General features: G+C 49.5%; 28 protein-coding genes and 1 tRNA gene. 5 read left to right on the top strand and 24 right to left on the bottom strand.

Going from position 1 to position 23,172, the window contains the following annotated elements; genetic code table 11:
- Positions 1 to 20: 20 nt before the first annotated feature.
- The 4 genes from A1sIIB142_RS00420 to A1sIIB142_RS00405 form a co-directional block, all read right to left on the bottom strand.
- Positions 21 to 695, bottom strand: a complete 675-nt coding sequence (locus A1sIIB142_RS00420; protein WP_095684283.1) for a DUF3027 domain-containing protein — start codon at positions 693 to 695, stop codon at positions 21 to 23.
- 73 nt (positions 696 to 768) lie between these two features.
- Positions 769 to 2,391, bottom strand: coding sequence for a chaperonin GroEL (groL, locus tag A1sIIB142_RS00415; RefSeq protein WP_095693226.1), 1,623 nt, complete (start codon positions 2,389 to 2,391; stop codon positions 769 to 771).
- Positions 2,392 to 2,522: 131 nt separating this feature from the next.
- Positions 2,523 to 2,789: a DUF3263 domain-containing protein gene (locus A1sIIB142_RS00410; protein WP_095674285.1), complete on the bottom strand. Its 267-nt coding sequence runs from the start codon at positions 2,787 to 2,789 to the stop codon at positions 2,523 to 2,525.
- Positions 2,790 to 2,810: 21 nt separating this feature from the next.
- Positions 2,811 to 4,298: an SDR family oxidoreductase gene (locus tag A1sIIB142_RS00405; protein WP_095693225.1), complete on the bottom strand. Its 1,488-nt coding sequence runs from the start codon at positions 4,296 to 4,298 to the stop codon at positions 2,811 to 2,813.
- A gap of 23 nt (positions 4,299 to 4,321) precedes the next feature.
- Here A1sIIB142_RS00405 and A1sIIB142_RS00400 point away from each other — a divergent pair, with 23 nt between their 5' ends.
- Together A1sIIB142_RS00400 and A1sIIB142_RS00395 are read left to right on the top strand one after the other, a co-directional pair.
- On the top strand, positions 4,322 to 5,554 hold the full coding sequence (locus A1sIIB142_RS00400; RefSeq protein ID WP_095693224.1) for an NAD(P)/FAD-dependent oxidoreductase: 1,233 nt from the start codon (positions 4,322 to 4,324) through the stop codon (positions 5,552 to 5,554).
- Positions 5,555 to 5,565: 11 nt separating this feature from the next.
- Positions 5,566 to 6,348 carry an alpha/beta fold hydrolase gene (locus A1sIIB142_RS00395; RefSeq protein ID WP_095693223.1) on the top strand — a complete coding sequence of 261 codons (783 nt, stop codon included), beginning with the start codon at positions 5,566 to 5,568 and terminating at the stop codon, positions 6,346 to 6,348.
- On the opposite strand, the gene A1sIIB142_RS00390 is transcribed toward A1sIIB142_RS00395, so the two are convergent.
- The 7 genes from A1sIIB142_RS00390 to A1sIIB142_RS00360 all read right to left on the bottom strand — a co-directional run bounded on the left by A1sIIB142_RS00390 (position 6,329) and on the right by A1sIIB142_RS00360 (position 11,811).
- Positions 6,329 to 6,847 carry a beta-class carbonic anhydrase gene (locus tag A1sIIB142_RS00390; protein ID WP_095693222.1) on the bottom strand — a complete coding sequence of 173 codons (519 nt, stop codon included), beginning with the start codon at positions 6,845 to 6,847 and terminating at the stop codon, positions 6,329 to 6,331. The two genes, A1sIIB142_RS00395 and A1sIIB142_RS00390, sit on opposite strands and share 20 nt — an antisense overlap.
- Positions 6,848 to 6,883: 36 nt before the next feature.
- Positions 6,884 to 6,958 (bottom strand) — tRNA-Thr (locus tag A1sIIB142_RS00385).
- A gap of 53 nt (positions 6,959 to 7,011) precedes the next feature.
- The gene (locus A1sIIB142_RS00380) at positions 7,012 to 7,788 is read right to left on the bottom strand and encodes an SGNH/GDSL hydrolase family protein (protein WP_095693221.1); all 777 of its coding nucleotides are present in this window, start codon (positions 7,786 to 7,788) and stop codon (positions 7,012 to 7,014) included.
- An 18-nt stretch (positions 7,789 to 7,806) separates the two neighbouring features.
- Positions 7,807 to 8,760: a 23S rRNA (guanosine(2251)-2'-O)-methyltransferase RlmB gene (gene rlmB / locus A1sIIB142_RS00375; RefSeq protein ID WP_095674279.1), complete on the bottom strand. Its 954-nt coding sequence runs from the start codon at positions 8,758 to 8,760 to the stop codon at positions 7,807 to 7,809.
- Between the two features lie 2 nt (positions 8,761 to 8,762).
- A complete protein-coding gene (gene cysS, locus A1sIIB142_RS00370; protein WP_095693220.1) occupies positions 8,763 to 10,169 on the bottom strand; it encodes a cysteine--tRNA ligase in 1,407 nt (468 codons plus the stop codon).
- Positions 10,170 to 10,178: 9 nt separating this feature from the next.
- Positions 10,179 to 11,309, bottom strand: coding sequence for a 2-C-methyl-D-erythritol 4-phosphate cytidylyltransferase (ispD, locus tag A1sIIB142_RS00365; protein ID WP_095693219.1), 1,131 nt, complete (start codon positions 11,307 to 11,309; stop codon positions 10,179 to 10,181).
- 19 nt (positions 11,310 to 11,328) lie between these two features.
- On the bottom strand, positions 11,329 to 11,811 hold the full coding sequence (locus A1sIIB142_RS00360; RefSeq protein ID WP_020046318.1) for a CarD family transcriptional regulator: 483 nt from the start codon (positions 11,809 to 11,811) through the stop codon (positions 11,329 to 11,331).
- 115 nt (positions 11,812 to 11,926) lie between these two features.
- Between A1sIIB142_RS00360 and A1sIIB142_RS00355 the strand changes: the two genes are divergently transcribed.
- The gene (locus tag A1sIIB142_RS00355) at positions 11,927 to 12,421 is read left to right on the top strand and encodes a hypothetical protein (protein ID WP_095693218.1); all 495 of its coding nucleotides are present in this window, start codon (positions 11,927 to 11,929) and stop codon (positions 12,419 to 12,421) included.
- 1 nt (position 12,422) lies between these two features.
- Here A1sIIB142_RS00355 and A1sIIB142_RS00350 read toward each other — a convergent pair whose 3' ends face one another.
- From A1sIIB142_RS00350 to A1sIIB142_RS00310, 10 genes are all read right to left on the bottom strand, one after another.
- Positions 12,423 to 13,172: a phosphoglyceromutase gene (locus A1sIIB142_RS00350; protein WP_095693217.1), complete on the bottom strand. Its 750-nt coding sequence runs from the start codon at positions 13,170 to 13,172 to the stop codon at positions 12,423 to 12,425.
- Positions 13,173 to 13,203: 31 nt separating this feature from the next.
- Positions 13,204 to 13,683: a type III secretion system chaperone family protein gene (locus A1sIIB142_RS00345; RefSeq protein WP_095693216.1), complete on the bottom strand. Its 480-nt coding sequence runs from the start codon at positions 13,681 to 13,683 to the stop codon at positions 13,204 to 13,206.
- Positions 13,684 to 14,949: a D-inositol-3-phosphate glycosyltransferase gene (gene mshA / locus A1sIIB142_RS00340; RefSeq protein WP_223299197.1), complete on the bottom strand. Its 1,266-nt coding sequence runs from the start codon at positions 14,947 to 14,949 to the stop codon at positions 13,684 to 13,686.
- Positions 14,950 to 14,968: 19 nt separating this feature from the next.
- Positions 14,969 to 15,889: an asparaginase gene (locus tag A1sIIB142_RS00335; protein WP_095693214.1), complete on the bottom strand. Its 921-nt coding sequence runs from the start codon at positions 15,887 to 15,889 to the stop codon at positions 14,969 to 14,971.
- Positions 15,889 to 16,389: a heme-binding beta-barrel domain-containing protein gene (locus A1sIIB142_RS00330; RefSeq protein WP_095693213.1), complete on the bottom strand. Its 501-nt coding sequence runs from the start codon at positions 16,387 to 16,389 to the stop codon at positions 15,889 to 15,891. Before A1sIIB142_RS00330 ends, A1sIIB142_RS00335 begins: the two co-directional genes overlap by 1 nt.
- Positions 16,389 to 16,523 carry a hypothetical protein gene (locus tag A1sIIB142_RS06630; RefSeq protein WP_257789701.1) on the bottom strand — a complete coding sequence of 45 codons (135 nt, stop codon included), beginning with the start codon at positions 16,521 to 16,523 and terminating at the stop codon, positions 16,389 to 16,391. The genes A1sIIB142_RS00330 and A1sIIB142_RS06630 overlap by 1 nt, the downstream gene beginning before the upstream one ends.
- Positions 16,524 to 16,614: 91 nt before the next feature.
- Entirely contained in the window at positions 16,615 to 17,520 is a 906-nt protein-coding gene (gene ygfZ / locus A1sIIB142_RS00325; protein WP_095693212.1) for a CAF17-like 4Fe-4S cluster assembly/insertion protein YgfZ, read from the bottom strand.
- A 5-nt stretch (positions 17,521 to 17,525) separates the two neighbouring features.
- Complete coding sequence (locus A1sIIB142_RS00320) at positions 17,526 to 17,933, bottom strand: Fur family transcriptional regulator (RefSeq protein WP_095684270.1); 408 nt, start codon at positions 17,931 to 17,933, stop codon at positions 17,526 to 17,528.
- A 26-nt stretch (positions 17,934 to 17,959) separates the two neighbouring features.
- Positions 17,960 to 18,406 carry a DUF4395 domain-containing protein gene (locus tag A1sIIB142_RS00315; protein ID WP_223299196.1) on the bottom strand — a complete coding sequence of 149 codons (447 nt, stop codon included), beginning with the start codon at positions 18,404 to 18,406 and terminating at the stop codon, positions 17,960 to 17,962.
- 53 nt (positions 18,407 to 18,459) lie between these two features.
- On the bottom strand, positions 18,460 to 18,873 hold the full coding sequence (locus A1sIIB142_RS00310; protein ID WP_095674268.1) for a TlpA family protein disulfide reductase: 414 nt from the start codon (positions 18,871 to 18,873) through the stop codon (positions 18,460 to 18,462).
- 17 nt (positions 18,874 to 18,890) lie between these two features.
- Between A1sIIB142_RS00310 and A1sIIB142_RS00305 the strand changes: the two genes are divergently transcribed.
- Together A1sIIB142_RS00305 and A1sIIB142_RS00300 are read left to right on the top strand one after the other, a co-directional pair.
- Positions 18,891 to 19,604 (top strand): winged helix-turn-helix transcriptional regulator, encoded by a 714-nt coding sequence (locus A1sIIB142_RS00305; protein WP_095693211.1) that lies wholly within the window; start codon positions 18,891 to 18,893, stop codon positions 19,602 to 19,604.
- 2 nt (positions 19,605 to 19,606) lie between these two features.
- Positions 19,607 to 20,080 (top strand): GNAT family N-acetyltransferase, encoded by a 474-nt coding sequence (locus tag A1sIIB142_RS00300; protein ID WP_095693210.1) that lies wholly within the window; start codon positions 19,607 to 19,609, stop codon positions 20,078 to 20,080.
- On the opposite strand, the gene A1sIIB142_RS00295 is transcribed toward A1sIIB142_RS00300, so the two are convergent.
- The 3 genes from A1sIIB142_RS00295 to A1sIIB142_RS00285 are packed head-to-tail and all read right to left on the bottom strand — an operon-like array spanning position 20,077 to position 23,127.
- Positions 20,077 to 21,438 (bottom strand): transaminase, encoded by a 1,362-nt coding sequence (locus tag A1sIIB142_RS00295; protein ID WP_095693209.1) that lies wholly within the window; start codon positions 21,436 to 21,438, stop codon positions 20,077 to 20,079. The two genes, A1sIIB142_RS00300 and A1sIIB142_RS00295, sit on opposite strands and share 4 nt — an antisense overlap.
- A 16-nt stretch (positions 21,439 to 21,454) precedes the next feature.
- Positions 21,455 to 22,219, bottom strand: a complete 765-nt coding sequence (locus A1sIIB142_RS00290) for an aldose epimerase family protein (protein ID WP_095693208.1) — start codon at positions 22,217 to 22,219, stop codon at positions 21,455 to 21,457.
- The gene (locus A1sIIB142_RS00285; RefSeq protein WP_095693207.1) at positions 22,219 to 23,127 is read right to left on the bottom strand and encodes a carbohydrate kinase family protein; all 909 of its coding nucleotides are present in this window, start codon (positions 23,125 to 23,127) and stop codon (positions 22,219 to 22,221) included. Before A1sIIB142_RS00285 ends, A1sIIB142_RS00290 begins: the two co-directional genes overlap by 1 nt.
- Between the last annotated feature and the right edge of the window lie 45 nt (positions 23,128 to 23,172).

Raw genomic sequence — 23,172 nt, 5'->3', positions numbered from 1 at the left:
GGGTTTTAGGCGTAAAAGTTTTACAGAGTTGCCTCTGAATGAGCCCCACACCCATGATCAACTGAGACCACGCGGGCATCATCAGGTGCTATCGCATTGGCGCATACGCCAAATGCCGAACGTAATGAACCAGCGATAGGTAAGAAAAATCCGCAGGAGGCGCATGGCTTAGGAGCACCTTGTGCCAGTGGCGTATTAGGTCCGCGATCACCTGAATACCAACGCTTGCTTGCTTGATCGCGACCTTCGATGGAAAGAACACGAGGACGCGCTAAACCTAAATCAAATACTTGGGTTGCATCCAGGTCTTCATCTTGCACAAGTGCGTTAACACCAGGAACAAGTCGAGTATCTTCCAAAATACTTGGAACGATAACGCCTGGTTCAATATCTTCGGGCAAGATGCGATCCATGTAAGGAATGTGATCAGGTGCAATCAGAGAATCGGGGCCAGGCAAGATAACGACATCGCAGATAGTTGGTTCGGCATCTTTATCTACTTTGGCAAGAGTGATGCACCAACGCCATCCGACATAGCCGGCAATGACGGCGTCGAAAAGATATGTCGCTACGCGATTATCGTCATCGTATTCAACAGAGACGAAATCGCCAACCTGAGTCGCAAATTCGGCATCTGCCAAAGCGGCATCGCGTGCAACGGATTCTGCGTCACCTGCTGTGTCAAAGGACTTCATTTGCCAATCGTAAAGCAGAAGACCCCCGAGAGGTTAATCTCGAGGGCCTTGCCTAACTTTTTACGCTAAGGATTTAGAAGTCCATATCCCCGCCGCCTTGTGGCGCAGGGTTTGCACCCTTTGGCTCAGGCTTATCGGTGATTACTGCCTCTGTTGTAATAAAGAGTGCGGCAATAGATGCAGCATTTTGAAGAGCAGAACGTGTGACCTTAGCTGGATCGATGATGCCAGCCTTAATCATGTCTACGTATTCTCCAGTTGCCGCGTTAAGTCCGAAGCCAGCGTCTAAGTTGCGAACCTTCTCAACTACAACTCCGCCTTCAAGACCAGCATTGATTGCGATTTGCTTCAGTGGGGCTTCAATTGAAACTTCCACAATCTTGGCACCTGTTGCTTCATCGCCTTCCAGCTTTAACTTCTTAAAAGCTGCTGTTGCTGCCTGAAGGAGTGCGACGCCACCACCGGCGACGATTCCTTCTTCAACTGCAGCCTTTGCGTTGCGCACAGCATCTTCAATGCGGTGCTTACGCTCTTTAAGTTCAACTTCAGTTGCAGCTCCAGCTTTGATGACAGCAACGCCGCCCGCAAGCTTGGCAAGACGCTCCTGCAGCTTCTCTTTGTCATAATCTGAATCTGATTTTTCGATCTCGGTGCGAATTTGGGCAACGCGTCCCTTGATCTGTGCGTCATCTCCGCCGCCTTCAACGATTGTGGTCTCTTCCTTAGAGATAACAACCTTGCGCGCGCGACCAAGAAGTTCTAGGCCAGCAGTTTCTAACTTCAGGCCAACTTCTTCTGAAATAACTGTAGCTCCGGTAAGGATGGCAATATCTTGCAGCATCGCCTTGCGACGATCTCCAAAGCCTGGCGCCTTAACCGCAGCCGAACGAAATGTTCCCTTGATCTTGTTCACAACGAGGGTCGCAAGTGCTTCGCCTTCAATATCTTCAGCGATGATCGCAAGTGGCTTACCTGATTGCATTACCTTTTCAAGTACAGGAACTAGGTCCTTAATATTTGTAATCTTTGAGTTCACGATTAATACATAGGCATCTTCTAGAACTGCTTCCATGCGATCTGTATCTGTGACGAAGTATGGTGAAACATAACCCTTGTCAAAGCGCATACCTTCAGTAAGTTCTAGTTCAAGACCAAATGTGTTTGATTCTTCAACCGTGATAACGCCTTCTTTGCCGACCTTATCCATTGCCTCCGCGATCATTTCACCGATAGTGGCATCGGCAGCTGAGATAGATGCAGTAGCTGCAATCTGTTCCTTTGAATCAACACTTTTTGCCATTGAACCAAGTTCGCTCACAATGGCATCAACAGCCTTTTCGATTCCGCGCTTAAGTGCCATTGGGTTTGATCCAGCTGCCACGTTGCGAAGTCCTTCGCGCACAAGTGCTTGAGCAAGAACTGTTGCAGTAGTTGTTCCATCGCCTGCGACATCATCTGTCTTCTTAGCAACTTCCTTAACTAGTTCTGCACCAATCTTCTCCCATGGATCATCGAGATCGATCTCTTTTGCGATTGAGACGCCATCGTTGGTAATTGTTGGTGCGCCCCACTTCTTTTCAAGTACGACGTTGCGACCGCGGGGTCCAAGGGTTACCTTGACTGCGTCAGCAAGTACATTCATTCCGCGCTCTAATCCGCGGCGGGCTTCTTCATTAAAGGCAATCTGCTTTGCCATAGTCGTTAGCTCCTAATAGTTGGTCATAATCGGTGGGCCTGAGGTAGATAAACCTGAGTTATCACTCTCGACCCTCGAGTGCTAACGCCAAATCTAGAGGTTCTTATTCCAGGCTGCAAAACGAGAGGTGGTTAGCGGGCGGTGCGAGCGCTCATGCGGGCTTCGCGCAGGCGGCGAAGGCGCTTGACCAGCATGGGAGCTGCCTCAAGGGCATCGGCTCGATCAATGAGGTCATTGAGCAGTTGGTAATAGCGAGGGGCAGATAGGTCAAAGAGCTCTTTAATCGCGCTCTCTTTCGCCCCAGCAAAGCGCCACCAGTCGCGTTCGAATTCAAGAATGCGTCGTTCGAGGTCGGTCAGCGTGGAACCAGCTGTCTCGGAGTTTTCTAACGCAGACATGTACCTAATCTTACGACGGAGTTAGCGTGAAGTGTGGGATTTACGAGCAGCTTTAACAATATTGCGACACATCGTTGGGAAGATAAAGAAATGAAAGGGTGAAACGAGATACCAATAAATCTGGCCACCTAATCCACGTGGTGCAAAGAGGGCATCTTGGGTCAGGACTGTCTTGCCATCAATTTCTTCTAAATGAAATTCCAGCCATGCTTTTCCAGGCAGAATCATTTCGGCATAGAGTCGCAAGTGTTTTTCTGGCGTAAGTCCTTCTACTCGCCAAAAATCTAAACTGTCACCAACACGAAGATGGTTTGGATCGCGCCGTCCGCGACGTAGTCCAACACCACCCACCATGCGATCGATTAATCCGCGCAAATACCAGAGCCAACCGGAACCAAACCAACCGTGTTCTCCGCCAATTCCTTCGATCTGCTCCCAAATATATTTAGCGGGAACATCGGTAGTAATTTCACGATGATCTTTCAGTGTGAGTTCCCCTGCCCAATCGGGATCACTCTGTGCTTTCTGCCAGGGCGCTGTGGGAAAAGCGGCATCTGACCAGCGAGTGGAGACTGAGTTTTCTTCCGTGCGAGTAAGAGCTAACTGAATTGCTTGCGAAACAGTGAGCAGACCTTCGGCCGGGGGCGCAATCAAATCGTTGATGCTCTTGCGCGGATCTGCCACGACTTCACTAATCAGTGATTCAACCAGTGGACGCGCAAGTGATGTTGGCACAGGTGTCACAAAGCCGATCCACAAACTGGAAAGCTTGGGGGTAAGTACTGGCACTTGAATGATGATGCGCTTTCGTAGTCCAGAGAGTTTGGAAAATTCCTGCATCATCGCCGCATATGACATGACTTCTGGGCCGCCAATATCGCAGATGCGATTAACTGGGTGCTTTAAATTTGCCACGCTACGTAAGTAGTAAAGAACATCGCGGATAGCAATCGGTTGAGTGCGATTAGAAACCCACTTGGGGGTGGTCATAATCGGCAGGCGGTGTGTGAGATGGCGCAGCATCTCAAAAGAGGCCGAACCGGAGCCGATAATGATTCCGGCACGAAGTTCGAGCACGGGCACAGATGTGGATGCCAATTCAATGCCGGTATTCATACGTGATAACAAGTGGCGGCTGCGGTTTTCATCGTTGGCAATTCCACCTAAGTAAACAATCTGCTTTACTCCGGCAGCTTCGGCCTTGTCGGCAAAGGTGTGTGCCATCTGTGCTTCCACTGATTCAAAATCTGTCGCCACGTTGATGGAGTGCAAGAGGTAGTAGGCGGTGTGTACACCTTCCAAAGCGCGCGCTAGATCTTCACCACTTGTTGCATTACCTTCGCAAATTTCAACACCATCAGCCCAGGCATGTCCTTTAATCTTTTGGGCATCTCGAACAAAAACACGCACTCGCTTCTTATCTTCCAGAAGCACTCGCACCAAACGACCGCCTACATATCCAGATGCACCAGTAACGAGGTAGAGCCGGTCTTGATTCTGCGATTCCATAGGACGGAGCGTAGACTGCGCACATGAAGACTTCTACCCGACCGCGCGTAGTCATACTTGGCGCTGGTTTCGGCGGCCTTGGAGCAGCTCGCGCCTTGGCCGAAAAGGCAGATGTCACACTCGTTGATCGCCATAACTTTCAAACTTTTCTACCACTTCTCTATCAAGTATCAACTGCCGGCTTGGCCGCAGATCACGTAGTCCATCCAATTCGTGGCGCCCTTCGCGATACTGGTGTGAAGTTTCGAATGGGTTCACCCATCTCAGTTGATCATAAGAACAAATCGGTAAAACTAGATTCATCTGAATCCCTTGATTTCGATCACCTGATCGTGGCCCTCGGTTCAGTCACCGCCGACTTCGGAGTTGCTGGCGTAGCCGATCACGCACTTGGAATGAAGAGCGTGCATGAAGCGCTCCTGATTCGCGCCGAGGTTCTGCGCCGCTTTGAAGATCTTGCCCGTTTTGAAGATAACACCCGACTATCGATTGCAGTAGTTGGCGGCGGACCTACGGGTGTGGAGATGGCTGGCGCACTTGCCGAACTCAAGCGTGGACCACTGAAAAACGATTTAGCGGCAGCCGCCGAACATATCGATGTCTATCTGATTGAAGCAGGCCCGCGCATTCTGCCGATGTTTAGCGAGAAGCTTTCGGCGCGCGCCGAATCAGACCTACACAAGCTCGGCGTCATCGTTCGCACAAATACAGCTGTGCGGGAAGTGAAATCACGACAGATTATTCTTACCGAAGGCTCTCCTATTCCAGCTGAAGTAACTATCTGGGCCGCCGGTGTTAAAGGTGAGCCCACTGCAAGCATTCTCAATCTTCCACTTGCCGGCACACGTATTGATACCGATGAAAATCTAGAAGTGAAGAACTATCCAAATATTTGGGCAATTGGTGATATCAACGGCACACACGGCGCCGATGGTCGTTTCTTGCCGATGGTCGCACCCGTTGCCTTGCAGCAAGCAAAATGGGTTGCCAAACAAATCTTGCGCAAAGAGTCAGGTAAAGCACTGTCACCATTTAAGTATTTTGATAAAGGTGCCATGGCAACTATCGGCCGCCATAAGGCAGTTGTTGAATTCCGCGGGTTTAAATTAACAGGACCACTTGCCTGGTTTGCTTGGTTATTCCTGCACCTTTTCTATCTTGTTGGTGGGCGCAACAAAGTGGGCACCATCGTTGACTGGACTTGGAACTACCTCACATTCGACCGTGGCAATCGCCACATCATGGATGCTCAGTAGTAGTTTTTTCTATGTTAGAAAAATATCTCGAGGTAGCAGGACATTCGCTCTATTGCTATGAATGGGATAACAATGGCGAAGCCGTTGTATTACTTCATGGGGGCTTAAGCCAGACTTCTCATTGGGATGCCCAGGTACTTCCTGCCATTGAAGAACAATTTCATCCCTTTGCCTACGATCGCACCGCACATGGCTTCACCGGTGATCGCACTGGAAGTTTGCACTTTGATTATCAAGTAACAGAGTTGATTGCATACCTAGAAAGTGTTGTGAAAGAGCCAGCGCACTTAATTGGTTATAGCGATGGTGGAATTATTGCACTTCTTGCAGCAATCAAGCGCCCAGAACTCGTGCGATCAGTGGTGACACTGGGAGCAAATTTCCATCACAGCGGAACGCTGCCGCTTCCTGAGTTCGATGGCGTGATTTCGCCAGAGGATCAAGAGGAGTACAACCGCACCTCACCTGATGCACCCGATACTTTGGCTGAAAAAATCGTGCGAATGATAAAGATATGGAAGTCCGAGCCAACACTGACCACCAAAGATTTGGCCACAATCCAATGTCCAGTACTTGTGATGGCCGGTGATGACGATGTCATCGCACATTCTCACACCATCGAACTCTTTGAAAGCATTCCACTAGGCCAACTAGCAATTATTCCAGGGACATCGCATCAATTCATTAAGGAAAAGCCCGCACTTGCCCAGCTTCTGATTCAGGAATTTCTCGAAGATTTAAGCTATCCAGTTACCAAGATGCCGATTCGCCGTACTAACCCTCGTATGGAGTAATTTTTCCAGTCTTAACATCATAAATTGCGCCCGCAACAACAACACCCTCGCGCAGCAGCGGATATGAACGCACGCGATTAATATCCGATGCAAGTGCACCTAATTGATCTGAAGTCGTTTTAAATTCCAGACTTGAAGTATTAACACCATACTTATCATCAATGAGTTTGTGAATTGCCGCTTCATCACCGCGCGCCATGGCGCAATCAGTATGTGGCATCACCAAAATGCGATTGACGTTAAGTAAGTAGGTAGCAAGAACTAGGGTACGTAGAACGTCTTCGGTCACGCGAGCTCCTGCATTACGAAGAATCTTGGCGTCCCCTGAATTCATTCCCACTACTGAGAGCGGATTAATTCGTGAATCCATACAGGTCACAATCGCAAGGCCTTTAGCCGCAGATCCTGAGAGCTCGGAATACTTAAAGGTTTTCTGATATTCAGTGTTTGCAGCGATGAGATCATCAAATGATTCATGGGCAAATGAGTTATCTGACATGTGGACTCCTTCCGTGATGCGTTGGAGTAATTGATTTGGAGCCCCCCATCCGGATTGAACGGATGACCTGCTCATTACAAGTGAGCTGCTCTACCACTGAGCTAGGGAGGCGAAGTGCGAGCGTAATTATGGCACCCAGCGCCCAATTCTAAAAATCGTGGCCTTTACCTCGGCCAGGAGAGCGGTAATGGGTATTTGGCACTTTTTCCATCACCTGATGACTTACCCCGTAAACGACGATAAATCCAAGGCAGCGCAAAAACAATAAACCAGGCAACAGTGATGCCCTTTTGCACAATCCACGGAACTTTCTTCGCCGGTGGCAACGGTGTTCTCCACGCAGGATTAAATGGCAAGCCAATCTTTTCTAATACCGCTTGCCCGCAGCGATAGTGACCTTCCTGATTTAAGTGAAGTCGATCAAATGCTAAGAATCTTCTATCACTTAAGAAATTTTCTTCATTAGCATCAACCACAATGGCCCCAACCTCTAGCCCCACCGCTCGCACACCTTTATTAAACGCCGAAAAGCGGCGCTCCCAAATCTCAGCACCGCGCCCCTGGTTGCCAGTTTTTTCAAGGACGGTAAAGAGCATTACTTGTGCGCCACTTCGCGCAAGTGATCGGACCGCATCTTGATAGAGCGCGATGGCAACATCTGCCTGATAACCCGGGCGCAGCGCATCATTAGCACCGGCGTGAAATGAAACCAGGGTGTCAACGCCGGTTACAAAAGAGAGTGCAATCGGAACCTGATCTTGCACAACTTGTCCCAGCAACTTGCCGCGCACAGCTAAATTCACATAGGTGAAATCAGGGTGGGCTTTGGCCATCTCATCTGCAGTGCGATCTGCCCATCCGCGATACTGACCATCGATGATTTCATCGCTCATGCCTTCAGAGTAAGAATCTCCACAGACGATGAAACGTTGGTATATCACTGCAAATACCTTAAGTAATTACCCTTTGCGCCGTGCTTCATCGACGGCATAGAGCGCGATAGATGTTGCAACGGAAGCATTCAAGGATTCAGTACTTGCACTAATTGGAATAGAGACAACTAGGTCACACTTTTCGCGCGTTAAACGTGCCAGCCCCTTACCTTCTGAGCCCACAATCACCATCAGGTTCTCGGTTGCCACCTTCATCTCAGCGATAGATACATCAGATTCGCCATCAAGTCCGACCACAAAGCAGCCCAGTTTCTTTGCTTCATCGATAGTGCGAGCAAGGTTTGTTACTTGTGCAATAGGCAAGCGTGCAGCAGCTCCTGCTGAAGATTTCCAAGCAGATGCGGTCATGCCGGCAGCGCGACGTTCAGTCATCAAAACACCAGATGCGCCAAAGGCTGCGGCGCTTCGCACAATTGCGCCCAGGTTACGTGGATCTGTCACACCATCTAGGGCAACAAGTAACATCGGGTTCTTTGCCCGTTGGGTAATTTCTTCAAAAGATGAATATTGAAAAGGCTTAATGGAAAGAATAATTCCTTGGCTATTTGGTGAAATACCTTCCACCTCGGCGCGATGTGCCTCGCGAATAGATAGTCCATGATTAAGTGCAATCTGCAGTGATTCCGCAACGCGATCATCGACATCGATACTGCGTGCCACAAGTAACTCAGTTGCTGGCACAGATTCGCGCAGCGCTTCTAATACTGCGTTGCGTCCGGCCACAATCTCACCACGGGGTGCATCACCTTTTGAAAACTTACGCCCAGCTGCTGCTGGCTTCTTTGCTGCAGTTTTTTCAGCCGCCTTCTTTCGCTTAGCTGCTGCGTGATAAGGACGATCTTCAGCTTTCGGTGTTGGTCCCTTACCTTCAAGGCGTCGCTTGTTATTGCCACCAGTTCCAGCCGATGGTCCTTTCTTACTCTTGCGCACAGCTCCACGTGGTTTTGCATTACCGGCCATTGTTAGTTACTTCCATTTCCAGTAATCGACCAGCGTGGCCCTTGAGCTGTATCTTCAATAGTAATTCCCAGCACTGCTAAGCCATCACGAATCTGATCAGATGCCGCAAAATCTTTTCGCTCACGAGCCGCGGTGCGCTGGGCTAGCGCTAATTGAATAACGCCATCGAGTGCTGCCCCAATATCTTCAACGGCGGTGCTAGATGCAAAGGCGGGATCAAATGGGTCACAGCCAAGTATTTCTAACGCTCCGCGAATCTCATTGGCGCTATTTTCTATAGTGGCGGTATCACCTGCAGTAATTGCGCTATTTCCAGCGCGCAGCGCCTCTGAAATTGAGGCAAGTGCTGTTGGCACAGCTAAATCATCATTCATCGCATCAGTAAAGACCTGACTGATAGTAGGTACTGGCTCTGCTCCAAGGATTTCAACAGAGCGATTAAGGAAGCCTTCAATGCGGCGGAAAGCTGTGGCAGATTCAGCAAGTGCTTCATGTGAGAACTCGAGCATGGAGCGGTAGTGAGCAGATCCTAAATACCAACGCAGTTCAATTCCGCGCACACTCTTTAACAACTCATGCACTTGCAGTGAATTACCCAGTGATTTCGACATCTTCTCACCGGAGGCAGTCACCCAGGCGTTATGTAGCCAGCGCTTAGCAAAGGCATATCCGGCAGCTTCTGATTGTGCTATTTCATTTTCATGGTGAGGAAAAATCAGATCTAGTCCGCCGCCGTGAATATCAAATGCTTCACCTAAATATGCATGCGCCATTGCCGAACATTCCAAGTGCCAACCTGGTCGCCCAGCTCCCCATGGAGTTGGCCATGATGGATCTCCGGGCTTTGCCGCTTTCCATAACGCAAAATCACGCGGGTCTTTTTTAAATGTTTCATCAGCATCGGCTGCCGGCTGTAAATCATCAAGCTTCTGACGCGAAAGGGTGAGATAGGAAGAGAGTTTGCGCACCTCTAAATACACATCGCCATTACCTGGCGCATATGCAGCACCCTTTTCAATCAGTAGCTGCATCAATTCAATCATTTGTGTGACATGCCCGGTAGCACGCGGCTCATATGTGGGTGGCAAGACATTCAGTGCTGCATAAGCATCAGTAAATGCGCGTTCATATTTCATCGCAACTGCCCACCATGGGGCTTGCTCGTGCACAGCCTTATGCAAAATCTTGTCATCAATATCTGTCACGTTACGAATAAATGTGACGTTGTATCCGCTTCGTGTGAGCCAACGACGCAAGATGTCAAAGTTCACACCAGAGCGCACATGGCCAATATGAGGCGGTGCCTGCACCGTGGCACCACATAGATAAATGCCTACTTCGCCAGCTTTGAGCGGAATGAATTCAGAGGTGGTTCGCGTTAAGGTGTCATATAAAGATAGCGAACTCATTAGGCAATTCTACTTTAACTGTGCTGACTTAATAACAAGGGCCGATGCAATTGCAGCAATACCTTTGCCTTCACCGGTAAGGCCCATACCATCGGTGGTGGTTGCAAGGATTGCTACCTCGGCGCCCCCAAGGGCGGTCGATATCGTTGCAATCGCTTCTGCGCGACGGGCTCCGATTCTTGGACGATTTCCAATAATTTGCACTGAGATATGCGAGATTGAATATCCCGCATTGCTAAGCAAAAGGTAGGTCTCTTTCAATAACTTGATTCCAGATGCTCCCGCATACTCTGGGCGCGATGTTCCAAAATTACTTCCTAAATCACCGAGTCCAGTTGCGGCAAAGAGTGCGTCACATATGGCGTGTGCTGCAACATCGCCATCAGAGTGCCCCTCAACTCCAACTTCATCAGGCCAATGCAAACCGGCCAGCCAGAGTTCGCGCCCCTGTCCAAATGCATGGGCATCAACACCCACACCTGAAGAAAATGATTGCGCGCTACCCATAAATTGCAGCGCGCTTGCCAGATCATGTGGTGTTGTGATTTTCAAGGCTCGTTCTTCTCCTTCAATGACGCGCACTTTGTGGCCAGCAGCTGCAACAAGTGCTGCATCATCTGTGGCATCACCGGATTCTTCATGTGCTTTTTTAAGAACTGAAAATGTAAAACCTTGTGGAGTCTGCACGCGGCGCAGTGATGTGCGATCTGGAGTTGATGTGACATAACCGTTAGCATCAATTACTTTCACTGTATCTACTTCAGGCAGCGCTGGAATCACTGCAACATCACCAGCTTTTAACGCAGCAACAACACGTGCTGCTAGTTCGCGGCTGGCAAGTGCGCGCGCGGCATCGTGGACTAAGACAAAATCTGCTTTTTCAATTGTGTCTAGCGCTAGGCGAACACTTTCGGAACGTGTGGCGCCACCTGTGACAACAGTGATGTCATCACCGACCAGTGTTCGGATCTGATCTTCATATCCAGCAGGTGCGCTCACAACAATTTCATCGGCCACAGATGACAGGGTTGAGATGGAGTGCTCTAGAAGTGTGCGATCACCTAATTGAATAAGTGCTTTAGGAATTGCGGCACCGAATCGTTCACCGCTACCGGCAGCTGCGATAATTGCGGCGATCATAGAGATAAATAAACGAAAATTAAGAAGCGAGAACCTCGTCAAGGAGAGTTGCAGCCTTCTCTTCATCTGTGCGCTCGGCAAGTGCGAGCTCAGAGACGAGAATCTGCTTCGCCTTGGCGAGCATGCGCTTTTCACCAGCAGAGAGTCCACGATCAAGATCGCGGCGGTAGAGGTCGCGCACAACTTCTGCGACCTTAATGACATCTCCTGATGCAAGCTTTTCTAGGTTTGCCTTATAGCGACGTGACCAGTTTGTTGGCTCTTCGGTATATGGCTGACGAAGGACGTTAAATACCCGATCTAGGCCTGCTGAATCGACGACATCGCGCACGCCGACCAGGTCTACATTCTCTGCTGGAACGCGAACAGTGAGGTCACCTTGAGCAACTTTCAATACTAGGTAGGTCTTCTCTTCGCCCTTGATTACTCGAGTTTCAATTGCCTCGATAAGAGCTGCTCCGTGATGAGGATAAACAACGGTTTCGCCGACCTTGAATGTCATGTATTGCCCTTCGGTAGAGGGTCAATTCTACCAGCCATCACCGACATAGAAAACCCCGGGTTATCGGCGTAAAGCGCCGTGAAATAAGGCTTATTTCACATGAGATAATTTCGCCATGAGCCGAACACATTTCAAGAATATTTCTCTTGCATTCACAGCTGTTGCATTGGCTCTCTCACTCACCGCATGTTCAGGTTCCGGGCCCAACGCTGCAACACGTCTGGTTAAGAAAGTGACAGACGGCGCTGAGATTATGATCAAAAACGAAGGTAACAACATCTCTGTTACTAACTTACTTCTTGTGGCAACTGAAGATGGCTCAGCGGTGGTTGTCGGAACGATTATTAACTACTCAGAAGAGCGCGATGCACTGCTGGGAATCTCAGTTAATAACGTGGCGGCTGCAATCACAGGTGAACAAAACCTTGATCAGAATAAGCCAGTACGCTTTGAAGGAGACGTTGCAACAACAAAGGCAGTCTTTAACGGCGTTGGAGCAAAAGCTGGCAATAATGTGAAGCTTTCACTGGCATTTGCGCGCGCAGGTGTTGTCACTACCAACGTCATCATTCGCGATAAGCGTGATGATTACGCAAGCGTTACGCCCTAACCTACTTCTTACCCTGATTCGCAACAGCTGTAATAGCTGCCGCGGCAGCCGCAGGATCTAAGTACTCTCCGCCTTTTTTCACCGGGCGCATCTGCTCATCTAGTTCATAGAGCAGTGGAATTCCGGTGGGAATATTAAGTCCGGCAATATCTTCATCGCTAATGCCTTCAAGGTGCTTAACCAGTGCGCGCAGTGAATTACCGTGGGCGGTAACAAGAACTACCTTGCCCTCCTTTAGATCGGGGACAATTGATTGTTCCCAATAAGGAACCATGCGCACCACGACATCTTTCAGGCATTCAGTCATTGGCAAATCAGAGCCAAGGCCGGCATAGCGCGGATCTGAATCTTGGGAATACTTCGAACCTTTTTCAATCAGCGGTGGTGGCGTGTCAAAGGAGCGGCGCCAAAGCGTGAATTGCGCTTCTCCGTATTCAGCCAGAGTCTGCGTCTTATCTTTACCTTGCAGTGCGCCGTAGTGGCGTTCATTGAGGCGCCAGGAACGTTTAACTGGAATCCAATGACGATCACAGGCATCGAGTGCCAACTGCGATGTGTGAATTGCCCGGCGCAATAACGAAGTGTGAACCACATCAGGTAAAAGTCCGCGCTCTGCCAACAACTTTCCACCGCGCGCAGCTTCTGCTTCACCCTTGGTTGAAAGTCTGACATCGACCCAACCGGTGAAGAGATTTAAGGCATTCCATTCGGATTCGCCATGGCGCAAGAGGATCAGTGTGGAGTGTGACATGTGGCTATCTTCTCATGATGAGAAGAAATAATTAAATGAGATGGGTAAATGCCTCAAGATTTGCCAGTGATTCACCGCGGCTAACCCGCCAAGCCCACTCGCGCCGGATTGCATCAGCAAAGCCAAGTTCAAGCAGTGGGTTAAATGATGAATCTGAATACTGCAGCACTGAACCAATGATGCGATCAATCTCTAACGCGCTCACAGCCGCTAGTGGCAAACGCCCCACCAGATAGATATCTCCCAATTCGTTTATGGCAAATGCGATTCCATACATCTGGGCATTTTTTGCCAGACACCACTTATGCACCGCATCTTCGTGGGTATCGGGTTTGCGAATCACAAAAGCGTTAATGCTTAAAGAGTGATCACCAATGATCAGTGCGCAATGAGTCTGTAGCTTCTTCTCTCCCGGCAGGGTAACCATGAAGGTTTTTTCATTACTTCGCTCAAAATCTAAATCATGTGATTCCAGGAAATCTTCAATGACAACTGCTGGGTTCAGCGCCATTTAGCCAATGTGCTTCTGTGCATCACGGCGAGTAGATAAGACTCGGTCGTAGATATCAAGTGTTCCGCGAGATGTGGCATCCCAACCGAAGTGGGAAGCATGTTCGATTGCTCCCATCGATAAGAGCACACGACGTTGTGGTTCTTGGATTAAACGAGCAAAGACAGATGACCAGGCGCGTGGATTATGACCATCAACTAATACGCCAGAGATACCGTCGGCAACTGCTGTGCGAAGGCCGCCTACAGCTGTGGCAACCACAGGTGTGCCACATGCTTGTGCTTCAAGTGCAACTAGGCCAAAACTTTCTGAGTAACTTGGAACGCAGACTAAATCTGCGGCGCGATACCACTGCGGTAAATCTGTGCGTGGAACAGGCGGTGCAAAGCGCACCACATCAGAAATTCCAAGCCAGGAAACAAGTTCAGTCAGGCGTTCAACCTCTGATTGATTAGCCCCTGATGCGCCGCCAATAATGTTGGTAATTAACTTAGGACGCAGGTGCTTAGAGTGCGAAACCATCTCTGCAATCGCGCGAATGAGAACTTCCGGCCCCTTATGTGGCTGAATCCGACCCACAAAGGTAATGATGTGAGCATCAGGATCAAGGCCCAGCTCTTTGCGCGCACTGGCGCGACCAGCACCTGGTGTAAAGACTTTTAGGTTTACCCCTGGGCTTACCACCGAGACGTTGTCAGGACATGCTTCATAGAGTGAAACAAGTGATGCCGCTTCAGCATCGGTGTTGGCAACGATGGCATCGGCTGCTGCAACCACTTGGGTCTCACCCTGCACGCGAATCATTGGCTCTGGGCTTTCTCCTTCAGCCAAATTCAGATTCTTCACTCGCGCCATGGTGTGCATGGTGTGAATCAAAGGAATATCAAGTTCTTTTGCAACCGGCATCGCCACCTTGCCACTAATCCAATAGTGGGAATGAATCACATCATAAGTATCTGACTGCAAGGCCTGCTTAAATGAGGCCGAGAGTTCTGGAATGTAACTAGGTAACTGCTCTTTAGTAACACCAGAGATAGGGCCAACGTTGAGTTGAATTACTCGCACACCCGGTGCTACCTCGACAATATCTGCAACCTCGCTATTTGTTCTGCGAGTAAAGATATCTACCGCAACTCCCATGGCAGCCATGTTCTGCGCTGCCTCAACCACATAAATATTCATTCCGCCGGCATCGCCGGTACCCGCTTGATCAAGCGGGGATGTGTGCACCATCAAGGTGGCAACACGGCGATTGGTCCGGTTCACCCCTTAAGGGTACGCGCCATTAAAAGGTTGCGCGAATGGTGCCGATAACAGTGTTGCCACCCAGCACGTTTTCGACTTCATAGGGGCTAGCAATACCTAACTTCGCAAGGCCCGCATGAACTAAGACTCTAAAAGGGCGTAGTGAACCATCTGAGACTTTAAAGACAAGTGTGCGGCCATCAGTCATCGTTGCAACTTCAACAGCCTCTGCCCCATCTTTCATATATAAACCTGGAACGCCTTCAATCATCTGTGTTGTCAGCCGCCCCACACCTGCCACCATCTGCGGATGCGCGCGTGATGCTTCCATCACAGATTGATGAGCACTATCTGTTGAGAGAGTAATTGCTCTCATTGCCCGTGCTAAACCAGCAACGGAGAGCAAGAACAATGGCGCCCCGCAACCATCAGTTGATGTCAGTGTGATCTTCTCGCCAGCGAGCGTTTCTAGCTCGCTCTTAATGGCAACCTGCAATGGGTGCGCAGCATCTAAGTAAGTATCAGTTGGCCAATTATTGGTAACGCAGGTTAATAACATGGCGGCATGCTTACCGCTGCAGTTCATGGCAATGCGTGTGGCTGGTGCCTCACCCCAGGTGCGGCGTTCTGCTTCACCCAAAGGTCTATCAAGTGCGCATTGCAACGCACTTTCATCAAGCTTTGCTAGCGCCAAGATCTCTTTCACAGCTGCAATATGTGCACTTGAACCGGAGTGACTTGATGCACCCAGTGCTAACAACCGCGGCTCAAGCTTCAGACCTGCACGCACCATCGCCGCACCTTGAATACATTTAACGGTTGAGCGCGGGAAAACTAGATGGCTGGGATCACCTAAAGAAAAATTCACGGAGCCATCAGCGTTCAGTGCTAATAAATGCCCACGATGTTCTGATTCAACAACACCGTCTCGCACATACTGCGCCAGTACTGCATCAGACATTAATCGACCTGGCGCTCAAGGGTGGACCAGATATGTGCTTGCAACTCTTGTCCTTCTGCTGCCATGTCATAGGCATAGAAAAGTTCGCCCGCAACAAGACCATAAAGGCGCACACCCGCTGTCACAATCTTTGCCGAAGGCGCTGAATATCCTTGATCCATCACTAATTGAATCTTTGGGCCATCAAATTGTCCGACCCAACCTTCAGAAATTCCAGTGTTATGTGAAATGACAACTTCCAAAACGTTTTTTTCTTTCACACGCCAGAAACCAACTTCTGATGCCGCAGGGCGAATGATTTCTCCTTCAGCATCGATGATCCAGGAACGTGAGAAGTAATTCAGAAATGGGCGCCCATCGTGATTAAAGGTGACTTCTTGGGCAAATTCAAAGGTGGGAATCGTTGGATATTCACCGCGACCTTTACCGCGCCAAGTGCCGACCATCCAAGCAAGTGGATTGAGATCAGGATGTAAACCTTCTGGAATTGTGAAGGCCATTAGAGCCTGCCTCTCTTATATGTGCGTCCATCGCGTGCTTGAGATTGCCTGCGTCCTTTGACGCCATAAACAACGAGTCCTACGCCAACAACAAGTGCGACTAGTGCCAGCACCACAGTTGTGAGGGACTCCATGGGCTAAGAGTAACTCTTAAAGCTTGCGCACCGCCCACATGATTGCAAGACAAGCCAGGGCAACAATAAAAAGCTGTCCAATAAATTTCATCTACGGCTCAACGATGATCTGCTGCGAAGCGGCAACGCCCTCAACTGTTAACTCGGCATCGACTGGGGTATTTCGCTTCACGATGGCAAGTGCGATAGGCCCGAGTTCATAGTGACGAGCAACGGTGCCCAAAAAGCCCACCTGCACTTCTCCATTCATGACCGGTGTTCCGGTAGGCGGCATCACAACTGCGTGACCATCAAGATGCAACATCACTAAACGACGTGGTGGTTTTCCTAAGTTATATACCTTGGCAACTGTTTCTTGTCCGCGATAGCAACCCTTATTCATATGCACCGCGCCATGGATGAAGCCAAGTTCATTAGGAATTGCCTTGGCATCAGTATCAATTCCGTGACGAGGACGCCCGGCTGCAACGCGTTCTGCGTCAAGTGCCCAGGTACCCACCTGTGTTGCATGTGCACCAAATGCTTTTTTCATATCTTCAAGTTCTGCTCTTGGCACAAGTGCAAAAGGTCCACCCACTTCATTTGCGGCACCCGGTGCTCGTAATACTGCAAACTCACCTGATGCACCTTGAACTTCGACTTTAAGCATAAAGCGCATCTTGTTCAGGTATGCAATCAAGCCTTGCGCAAAGTGTGGATCAAGGACGATAAATGTTGTCGTTGCATCATCAACGAGTGCGAACTGATATTCCACATGTCCTTGCGGATCTAAAATCAGCGCTGATGTCCAGATTCCAACACCAAACTCAAGTAAGTGCTGCGTTGTTAAATCATGGAGCCACTTCAGGCGATCTTCACCTGTCACTGCAACAACAGCTAAATGCGAGAGGTCTGCCCATGCGGTGCCCGCTAGAAGTGCGCGTTGTTCCTTATTGGGTTCACCGAAATGCCAGATAGCACCCTTATCGGGGCCATCTTCAACAAATACGGCAGTCATTGCTCTTACTTAACGCAGGTGGCACATGTGCCATAGATGGCAAAGTGTGTGACATCAGTTTTAAAACCAAAGTCATCAGAAAGATTCTGCACAAAGTTAGCTGCCACATCAATTGGTGCATCTCCCACAGATCCGCAGGTGCCGCAGACGAGGTGTAAATGGGTGAGCTCTTCAGCTGCGTGATAGGTAGCGCCACCATGGCCAAGGTGGGTGTGCTGCACCAAGCCAACGTTTTCTAGTGTTTCTAGGTTGCGATAAACAGTAGATAAATTAATTCCAGGATGTGTCTGACGTACTTTTTCCGCCACTTCTTCCGGTGTGGCATGGCCAAGTGCGCGCACAGCAGCGAGAACAAGTTCACGCTGTGGTGTCAGTCGTAAACCTTTTTCATGGAGCTCATGCTTATCAGCCATGGCTGAAGTCTACTTTCTTTTTCCTATTACTTGGAAGTGAAGCGGACTATCAGCAGGTACATCTCGCAGCCAAGGCAGTAATTAAAGGCGGCATTAAGAATGGCAGCAGCAAGGGCTGCGCCCACTGCGATAGTAAAGACCAGATCAGCGCCTGCAAATGCTGCGATACCGGCAACTAGTGCGAATACAAAACCAACGGCTTGGGCAAACTTAGGTGGGCGCACATCTTCAGTTGGTGCCACACCACTTAGACGTGGCTTGATTACGTTCTTAAAGATCAGACCATAAGGAGTGAACTGCGGGCCTTTTACTGCGCCAATCAGAAAGACGAGACCTTGCGCAACTATGACCCACTTGTTCTGGGTAACGAGCGCGATGGCAAGAACAATTGTTGTAATCGTTGCGCCAAAACGGGGACCACGTGCATCGATATAAATCTTTGCAACTTCTTTGTTATCTAATACTTCAGACATGGATGAAGGTTAGGCAATCACCTAACAAAAGACCACTTGCGAATAATTCGCGGTTAGGCGATATTGGCAAGGGCGGCCAAGACTTGATCGCGCTTGGGTGTGCCAGCTGCCCGACCCACTTCAATGCCTTGGCTATTGATAAACAGTGTTGTGGGAGTTGAACGAATATCTAATTCCCGCACTAGTTCTAGGTGGGATTCGGCATCAACTTGAATGTGTTTTACATCGCTCATGCTCTCCACCATTTGCGCGAGAAGTGAGTGTGTGGCCCGGCACGGTGTGCAGAAAGCTGACGAGAACTGCACCATGGTGGCGCGAGCGCCCAGTGCCTCACCCAAGATCTGCGCATTTAAGCGATGGCCAGGAACCGCCTTCTTGGTGCGTATCGCTCCCTGGTTAGCCTTCCACCAGAAGCCATAGGCCGTTGAGAGGGCTATGACAATCGCGAGTGGAAGATAGGTTTTCACAAGAGTATTCTCACACAATGGCCAAGGTGTTGCTACTGACAAATTCACATGCAGCTAGTGCTGACGTGCTGCCAGCACTCGCCCTCTTGCAACACACCTGCAAAGTAGCCCCGCTTGAAGCATCTGTTCTTATTGATACACCAGTAATGGATATCGTCTTTATCGATGCCCGTCGTGATTTTCCTGCAGCTAAATCACTCACACGTTTACTTGCCACAACAGGAGTGGGCGCTCCAATCATTGCAATTACTACTGAAGGCGGACTCTCTGCATTTGCTGCAGATTGGGGCTTTACCGATGTCATTCTCGACACCGCAGGCCCGGCCGAAGTAGATGCACGTATTCGTATCGCAGTCGGTGCCCACGCTGCCCACACCCAGGCAAGTGATCCCACCTCATCTGAAATTCGCCAAGGCGATGTTGTCATTGACGAACATTCTTACACTGCAAAAATTAAAGGTATCGCGCTCGATCTAACCTTTAAAGAGTTTGAACTCCTTAAATACCTGGCTCAACATCCTGGTCGGGTATTTTCACGCGCCCAACTTCTGCAAGAAATCTGGGGCTATGACTACTTCGGTGGCACGCGCACGGTAGATGTTCACATCCGTCGCCTTCGCTCAAAGCTTGGTCCAGAGTTTGAATCTGTCATTGGCACCGTGCGCAACGTTGGATACCGCTTCACTGTTCAAAGTGGTGGCAAGGAATCATCTCTATCTGAGCTTGTGTAGCAATGCGCCGTATTCTTAAACTCCATCGCTCACTAGAAGAACCGGTTACCCCGGTTGCACATAACTTCCACATCATCACCTTTGATACCCAATTACACTCCAAGCTCTGGTTAGAGCTGAACAATAGAATCTTTAGCACCCACCCAGATCAAGGTAATTGGGCGATGGCAGATCTAGAGAACCGCATGCATGAGCCTTGGTTTGATCAACACGGTTTCTTCTTATGCATCATGGAAGAAAAGCTCGTTGGCTTCTGCTGGACCAAGATCCATCAAGAGATAGTCAATAAAGAACCTATCGGTGAACTCTACGTAATCGGTGTTGACCCTGCGTATTCAGGAAAAGGAATTGGTAAGGCCCTCTGCACACAAGGCTTAATCTACCTAAAGAATAAAGGCATCACACAAGGGATGCTCTATGTTGATGAAGATAATGAAGCAGGTAAAGGTCTTTATAAGACCTTAGGGTTTAATTAAGCCTTAACCAACTCCGCACACATCGCCCTAAAGGCTTCCGTATGGCCATCAACATCAGCCTCGCTGGTATCAGGACACATCAGCGCCATATTATGAAAAGGCGTAATCAAATAGCCATCGTTAAGTAAGCGCAGGTGGATGTACTGCTCGAGTTCAAAGTCACCTGATTCAGCAGCCTGCTTACCTGTTATTGGGGCTTTGCCTTTAAAGATGTATTCCCCACGTGCACCGAGTCGATTGCAATGCCAATCAAGGTCAAACTCGGCAATTGCAGCATCTACTCCATCACACCAACGATTTCCCAGTGCAATCATCTTTTCAAAGTTTGCCGGTGTTAACACATCAGTCAGTGTTGCCTTCGTTGCAGCCAAAGAAAGTGCGTTACCAGCTAACGTTCCACCAATCCCACCTAAATCAATAATCTCTAACTCGACCATCTTGGTAATGGCATCTGCAATCTCTTGCGTCATGCCAAATGTTCCAGTGGGGATACCGGCGGCAAGTGCCTTACCGATCGTAAGGAAGTCTGGTTTTAACCCCAAATCTTTTGTCATTCCACCGGGGCCGACTGAGATGGTGTGGGTTTCATCAATGATTAAGTAGGTGCCGTATTTCTTGGCTAAAGCCTGCACGCCCTGCAGGTAACCCTCAACTGGCAAAACAATTCCAATATTTGTCATCGCCGGTTCCATCAAGATTGCAGCAACATCACCATGGGCAAGGGCTGCCTCCATGGCAGCTAAATCATTAAATTCAACGACACGAGTTGTCACATCAAGATCAACCGGTGCACCGATGTTTCCCTCGCGCTTAACGGTAAGGCCGGCGCCATCGAGGGTGGCAAATGTTTCATCAACTGAGCCGTGATAACAGCGATCAATCACAACTATCTTGCTACGCCCAGTAATCATGCGTGAATAACGAATCACATGGCGATTGGCATCGGTGGCAGAGACGGTGAATTGCCAGAGCGGCAGACCAAAGCGTTCCTTAAGAAGTTGCGAGACAATTGCCGCATCTTGCGTTGGCAACATCGCGGTAATGCCTCTTCCCACCTGCTCGCGAATTGCAGCAACTGTGGCATCAGGTGAATGTCCGGTCATCGAGCCGGTATCACCTAAACAAAAATCAACGTACGTGTGGCCATCAAGGTCGGTAAAGCGTGCACCTTTTGCCTCTTTCACAAAGAGCGGATGCGCACCTGGCCACTTGGCCATCCAGGACATGGGAACACCCTCGTGCATGACCTTCTTAGAATCGGCAAAGGCAGCAGCTGAATTTTTATGAAGGTCAAGAAAGCGCTGCTCTTCAATGGCTCGCAACTTCTTTAAGTGGGCTCTATCTATCTGGGTGCTCATAATTGCCAAAGTCTAATTATTCTTCCGAGAAAACAAAGAGTGCTTCAATGTAGTTCTCACCACTTATTCCAAGATTGGCAGCATCAGGGGGCGCAGTCTGTGGCTCTATGCAGACACCATCAGGATCTTCGGTATAAACAACCCACCACGGCGCATCAGATTCAATATCAATACGTGCAACACCTTCCCAAACAACTGCTGGTGTTCCACGAATTTCGGTAAAGGTATCGTCCCAAGGCTCAGCTGCCATCGCCACCATCTCATTTGTTGGTAGCCCATCAGAGCCACGCTTAAGCATCTTCTCTGCTTTAAATTCAACTTCTGCTTGCCCACCGCGGTCTAGATCGCGCGCAAACCATGGATGCATACCTAACCAGAACGGAAGATCACAGCCATTGTCATCGTATTCAAGTGACCAACGAATTGCATCATCGAGAACTTCTATTGTCTGCTCCACCGTTGCGCCTTGATAGGGCTTTGGTAGATGCAGCAGCGAGCGACCAGGGCCAATTTCTTGCCAGGAAGAAGTAATTCCAAAACCATGAATTGCATGTGGGGGATCGATATTTGTTGGCAACTGATGTTCCACACCAGAAGCTGAAGTAATCAATCCATCTCGAACACGCCCTGCCCACGGCGCCATCGGATACCACCCAGAGGTAAGCACGCCGCCACGGAAAGGAATAGTGAATTCCAGCTCGCGCCATTTGATGGAAGTGATTTTTCCACCACCATCGAGGTCGATAGCTACCTGAAACTCGGCATCATCAATAAATTGCATTACACACCCTTTAACTCATGCTTATACGGTGGCTGCGCACCTTTACGAGAACAGGTAATGCCAGCAGCAACTACTGCCCGGTGCAGCGTTGTGCGAAGCACATCACCGGTCAGTGCCAGAATTCCTTTTTCAGCCATCGCTTCCACAATGATGGCACCCACAGTATCTCCTGCGCCCACAGTATCTGCCACAGTAATTTTCGCACCTTCTACTTCCACAGATCCTTCTGAAGTAAACCCAATGATTCCTTGTGCGCCACGAGTAACAACTACCAGTGCTGCGCCATCGCTAATCCAGCGCGCAGTAACATCGGCATAGTTCTGCCCCGGATAGAGCCAAGCCAGATCATCATCGCTGACTTTGATGACAGATGAAATTGCGGCCCATTTTTCAACAGCTGCTTCGTATTGATCGCGATCAGCTAAGACTGCTGGACGAATATTGGGATCAAAGACAATGGGTGCAAACTCGGCTACGCGTAGCGCCCAGTCATAGAGCACATCAGCACCCGGGGCAATAACTGTGGCCAGCGTGCCGATGTGAAGCACATTGGGCTTATAACGAGCAGGATCAGGTAACCAATCAAGTGAGAAATCAAAGGTGGCCGTTCCGGCAATCTTAAATTCATAGGACGCACTGCCATTACTAGCTAGTGAAACGATTGCTAAACATGTTGGTTTATCACTTGTGAGTGCTAAATCTAACTTCACTTCATCTTCAAGTAACTCTTTGCGCGCTGCAACTCCGTCCACATCAGTTGAAATCCCAGCAATGAACTGCACATCCTGGCCAAGTCGGGCCAGAGCTTTCGCGGTATTTGCCGGCCCACCACCTACATGTCCCACCCTCACACCATCTGCGCCCGGAATGAGATCAATAAGTACTTCGCCACAGACCCAGATAGTCATCGCTGCCCACCCGTTCTCTTGGCCACGGGGCTATCTTGCCGTAAA

The sequence above is a fragment of the Candidatus Planktophila versatilis genome, assembly GCF_002288345.1.
Taxonomy (GTDB): Bacteria; Actinomycetota; Actinomycetes; order Nanopelagicales; family Nanopelagicaceae; genus Planktophila; species Planktophila versatilis_A.
This window is presented reverse-complemented; position numbering and strand designations above follow the sequence as displayed.